General features: G+C 48.4%; 2 tRNA genes and 3 rRNA genes. All 5 read left to right on the forward strand.

Features of this window, described 5'->3' with window-relative positions:
* Positions 1–382 precede the first annotated feature (382 nt).
* A 16S ribosomal RNA gene (locus ACT3TU_RS13330) occupies positions 383–1921 on the forward strand.
* Positions 1922–1997: 76 nt separating this feature from the next.
* Positions 1998–2074, forward strand: a tRNA-Ile gene (locus tag ACT3TU_RS13335).
* 10 nt (positions 2075–2084) lie between these two features.
* Positions 2085–2160, forward strand: a tRNA-Ala gene (locus tag ACT3TU_RS13340).
* A 318-nt stretch (positions 2161–2478) separates the two neighbouring features.
* Positions 2479–5338, forward strand: a 23S ribosomal RNA gene (locus tag ACT3TU_RS13345).
* A gap of 117 nt (positions 5339–5455) precedes the next feature.
* Positions 5456–5570 (forward strand): 5S ribosomal RNA (gene rrf / locus ACT3TU_RS13350).
* The 16S, 23S and 5S rRNA genes sit together here with 2 tRNA genes alongside, the layout of an rRNA operon.
* The last annotated feature ends 8 nt before the right edge of the window (positions 5571–5578 follow it).

The raw sequence follows: 5578 nt of genomic DNA on the forward strand, positions 1-5578 counted from the left end.
CAGCTAACTCATTGAAACAAATTATAAAAAAGCTTGACAAACCAAATCATTATGATATGATAGTCGGCTAGATAGGATAAGTTATTAACTTAACCGACTAGCAACAAGCAATACCAGATAAATCATCTACTGGACGACAGAGATGAGACACTATTTAAAAGCATAACTAAAGAACAACTTGTGTGGATTTTTGCTGATTCAGAATGCTAAAAAATAAAGTTGGTTTTGATTTCTTTTCGGAATCAATTCTAACTATAAAAATTATCATTTAAGACAGCAGAAAAACTCAAAGTTAATTCATTACGAACATAATTTTTAGCGATTTTGCCAGATTAGATGAGCCAAGTTTAGAAGCTTCTTTAAAGAGCTTCATAGCAAGATTAAACTGAAGAGTTTGATCATGGCTCAGATTGAACGCTGGCGGCAGGCTTAACACATGCAAGTCGAGCGGAAACGATGATAGCTTGCTATCAGGCGTCGAGCGGCGGACGGGTGAGTAACACTTAGGAATCTACCTAGTAGTGGGGGATAGCTCGGGGAAACTCGAATTAATACCGCATACGACCTACGGGAGAAAGGGGGCAGTTTACTGCTCTCGCTATTAGATGAGCCTAAGTCGGATTAGCTAGATGGTGGGGTAAAGGCCTACCATGGCGACGATCTGTAGCTGGTCTGAGAGGATGATCAGCCACACCGGGACTGAGACACGGCCCGGACTCCTACGGGAGGCAGCAGTGGGGAATATTGGACAATGGGGGCAACCCTGATCCAGCCATGCCGCGTGTGTGAAGAAGGCCTTTTGGTTGTAAAGCACTTTAAGCAGTGAAGAAGACTCCGTGATTAATACCCACGGACGATGACATTAGCTGCAGAATAAGCACCGGCTAACTCTGTGCCAGCAGCCGCGGTAATACAGAGGGTGCAAGCGTTAATCGGAATTACTGGGCGTAAAGCGAGCGTAGGTGGCTTGATAAGTCAGATGTGAAATCCCCGGGCTTAACCTGGGAACTGCATCTGATACTGTTGAGCTAGAGTAGGTGAGAGGAAGGTAGAATTCCAGGTGTAGCGGTGAAATGCGTAGAGATCTGGAGGAATACCGATGGCGAAGGCAGCCTTCTGGCATCATACTGACACTGAGGCTCGAAAGCGTGGGTAGCAAACAGGATTAGATACCCTGGTAGTCCACGCCGTAAACGATGTCTACTAGTCGTTGGGTCCCTTGAGGACTTAGTGACGCAGCTAACGCAATAAGTAGACCGCCTGGGGAGTACGGCCGCAAGGTTAAAACTCAAATGAATTGACGGGGGCCCGCACAAGCGGTGGAGCATGTGGTTTAATTCGATGCAACGCGAAGAACCTTACCTGGTCTTGACATATCTAGAATCCTGCAGAGATGCGGGAGTGCCTTCGGGAATTAGAATACAGGTGCTGCATGGCTGTCGTCAGCTCGTGTCGTGAGATGTTGGGTTAAGTCCCGTAACGAGCGCAACCCTTGTCCTTAGTTACCAGCGGGTTAAGCCGGGAACTCTAAGGATACTGCCAGTGACAAACTGGAGGAAGGCGGGGACGACGTCAAGTCATCATGGCCCTTACGACCAGGGCTACACACGTGCTACAATGGTAGGTACAGAGGGCAGCTACACAGCGATGTGATGCGAATCTCAAAAAGCCTATCGTAGTCCAGATTGGAGTCTGCAACTCGACTCCATGAAGTAGGAATCGCTAGTAATCGCGGATCAGAATGCCGCGGTGAATACGTTCCCGGGCCTTGTACACACCGCCCGTCACACCATGGGAGTTGATTGCACCAGAAGTGGATAGCTTAACCTTCGGGGAGGCGTTCACCACGGTGTGGTTGATGACTGGGGTGAAGTCGTAACAAGGTAGCCGTAGGGGAACCTGCGGCTGGATCACCTCCTTATAGATGGCATTCGGTCAGCAAGAATTCACAACAAGTTGTTCTTTAGTTTAAGCTTACGTTTATAACGAACGTATTAGGGTCTGTAGCTCAGCTGGTTAGAGCACCGTGTTGATAACGCGGGGGTCGGTGGTTCAAGTCCACCTAGACCCACCATTTATTACATGGGGCCATAGCTCAGTTGGTAGAGCGCCTGCCTTGCACGCAGGAGGTCAACGGTTCGACTCCGTTTGGCTCCACCACTATAGACGGTAGTAAGCTTTAAGTGCGAATAAATAGATAGGTATCAAATAGAATTAAGTGATCATTGCTGATTATTTACTTCTGTTTTATACAGAACTTATGACTCGACGAGAGCATAGGAACTATTTAAAAACATAGATATGAGTCTGGGTTAGGAACACGTGTTCACGCGTTGTTCCTAACCTTAATAACTCACTATTTAACGACATCAGTTGTTATCCCAGTAGTGAGTTATTAAAAAAGTAAAGAGAACTGAATCAAGCGTAAACATAGGTGATATCGTTATAATTGCTGACAAAGACCCTTTGGGGTTGTATGGTCAAGTAATTAAGCGCACATGGTGGATGCCTTGGCAGTCAGAGGCGATGAAAGACGTGACAGCCTGCGATAAGCTTCGGGGAGGCGGCAATATCCTGTGATCCGGAGATTTCTGAATGGGGAAACCCACCTAGCATAAGCTAGGTATCTTGTACTTGTACAAGAAGCGAACGAGGGGAAGTGAAACATCTCAGTACCCTTAGGAAGAGACATCAATTGAGATTCCCCTAGTAGCGGCGAGCGAACGGGGAGAAGCCGATTAGTGCTAATGTAGAAGAACAGCGTGGGAAAGCTGACCGTAGTAGGTGATAGTCCTGTATTCGAAACATTAGCGTTAACATATTAAGTAGAGCGGGGCACGAGAAATCCTGTTTGAAGATGGGGGGACCATCCTCCAAGGCTAAATACTCCTGACTGACCGATAGTGAACCAGTACCGTGAGGGAAAGGCGAAAAGAACCCCTGTGAGGGGAGTGAAATAGAACCTGAAACCGTGTGCGTACAAGCAGTGGGAGCCTTAATTTATTAGGGTGACCGCGTACCTTTTGTATAATGGGTCAGCGACTTATATTCTGTAGCAAGGTTAACCATTTAGGGGAGCCGTAGGGAAACCGAGTCTTAATAGGGCGTTTAGTTGCAGGGTATAGACCCGAAACCGAGTGATCTATCCATGAGCAGGTTGAAAGTGCCGTAACAGGCACCGGAGGACCGAACCCACTGTCGTTGAAAAGCCAGGGGATGACTTGTGGATAGGGGTGAAAGGCTAATCAAACTCGGTGATAGCTGGTTCTCCCCGAAAGCTATTTAGGTAGCGCCTCGGACGAACACCATTGGGGGTAGAGCACTGTTTCGGCTAGGGGGTCATACCGACTTACCAAACCGATGCAAACTCCGAATACCGATGAGTGATATCCGGGAGACACACAGTGGGTGCTAACGTCCATTGTGGAGAGGGAAACAACCCAGACCGCCAGCTAAGGCCCCAAATTCCTAGTTAAGTGGGAAACGAGGTGGGAAGGCATAGACAGCTAGGAGGTTGGCTTAGAAGCAGCCATCCTTTAAAGAAAGCGTAATAGCTCACTAGTCGAGTCGGCCCGCGCGGAAGATGTAACGGGGCTCAAACTAGGAGCCGAAGCTGCGGATTTGAATTTGTTTTCAAGTGGTAGGGGAGCGTTGTGTAAGCCTGTGAAGGTGTGTTGTAAAGCATGCTGGAGGTATCACAAGAGCGAATGCTGACGTGAGTAACGATAATGCGAGTGAAAAGCTCGCACGCCGGAAGATCAAGGGTTCCAGTCCAACGTTAATCGGGGCTGGGTGAGTCGACCCCTAAGGCGAGGCCGAAAGGCGTAGTCGATGGGAAATCAGTTAATATTCTGATACTTGTTTATGATGCGATGGAGGGACGGAGAAGGTTATGCCAGCTCAGCGATGGTTGTCTGAGTGGAAGGATGTAGGTTTACAGCTTAGGTAAATCCGGGCTGTTTTATACCGAGATCTGATAGCAAGTCCTACTTGTAGGACGAAGTGGCAAATACCATGCTTCCAGGAAAAGCTTCTAAGCAATAGTCATAAACGAATCGTACCCTAAACCGACACAGGTGATCAGGTAGAGAATACCAAGGCGCTTGAGAGAACTCTGCTGAAGGAACTAGGCAAAATGGTACCGTAACTTCGGGAGAAGGTACGCTGCTGATGGTGAAGGACTTGCTCCGTAAGCTATTGGCAGTCGCAGATACCAGGCTGCTGCAACTGTTTATTAAAAACACAGCACTCTGCAAACACGAAAGTGGACGTATAGGGTGTGATGTCTGCCCGGTGCTGGAAGGTTAATTGATGGGGTTAGCGTAAGCGAAGCTCTTGATCGAAGCCCCAGTAAACGGCGGCCGTAACTATAACGGTCCTAAGGTAGCGAAATTCCTTGTCGGGTAAGTTCCGACCTGCACGAATGACATAATGATGGCAGCGCTGTCTCCAGCAGAGACTCAGTGAAATCGAAATCGCAGTGAAGATGCTGTGTACCCGCGGCTAGACGGAAAGACCCCGTGAACCTTTACTACAGCTTTACATTGAACTTTGACCTGACTTGTGCAGGATAGGTGGGAGGCTTTGAAGCCGAGACGCTAGTCTTGGTGGAGCCAATCTTGAAATACCACCCTGGTCATGTTGGGGTTCTAACTCAGGTATAACAATACCGAGGACAATGTATGGTGGGTAGTTTGACTGGGGCGGTCTCCTCCTAAAGAGTAACGGAGGAGTACGAAGGTGCGCTCAGAACGGTCGGAAATCGTTCATAGAGTATAAAGGCAAAAGCGCGCTTAACTGCGAGACCCACAAGTCGAGCAGGTACGAAAGTAGGTCTTAGTGATCCGGTGGTTCTGTATGGAAGGGCCATCGCTCAACGGATAAAAGGTACTCTGGGGATAACAGGCTGATACCGCCCAAGAGTTCATATCGACGGCGGTGTTTGGCACCTCGATGTCGGCTCATCTCATCCTAGGGCTGAAGCAGGTCCTAAGGGTATGGCTGTTCGCCATTTAAAGAGGTACGCGAGCTGGGTTTAGAACGTCGTGAGACAGTTCGGTCCCTATCTACCGTGGGCGTTGGAAATTTGAGAGGATCTGCTCCTAGTACGAGAGGACCAGAGTGGACGAACCGCTGGTGTTCGGGTTGTCATGCCAATGGCATTGCCCGGTAGCTACGTTCGGATGGGATAACCGCTGAAAGCATCTAAGCGGGAAGCCCACCTCAAGATTAGATTTCCCTAAAGAGCCGTTCAAGACTAGGACGTTGATAGGCAGGGTGTGGAAGCACAGCGATGTGTGTAGCTAACCTGTACTAATTGCTCGTTTGGCTTGACCATACAACACCCAAGTGGTTTTGTATCAAGACAGCCAATTATTTCGATATCACCTATAACCTTGATTCTTCTCAAGTAGGATGATAAGTCACCCAAACAGACTCATATCTAACCCCCTTTGCTGACGACAATAGCATGATGGCACCACCTGATCCCTTACCGAACTCAGAAGTGAAACATCATCGCGCCAATGGTAGTGTGGCTCCGGCCATGTGAGAGTAGGTCATCGTCAGCTCTCTATTC

The organism is Psychrobacter sp. AOP3-A1-26, from assembly GCF_052378235.1.
GTDB lineage: Bacteria > Pseudomonadota > Gammaproteobacteria > Pseudomonadales > Moraxellaceae > Psychrobacter.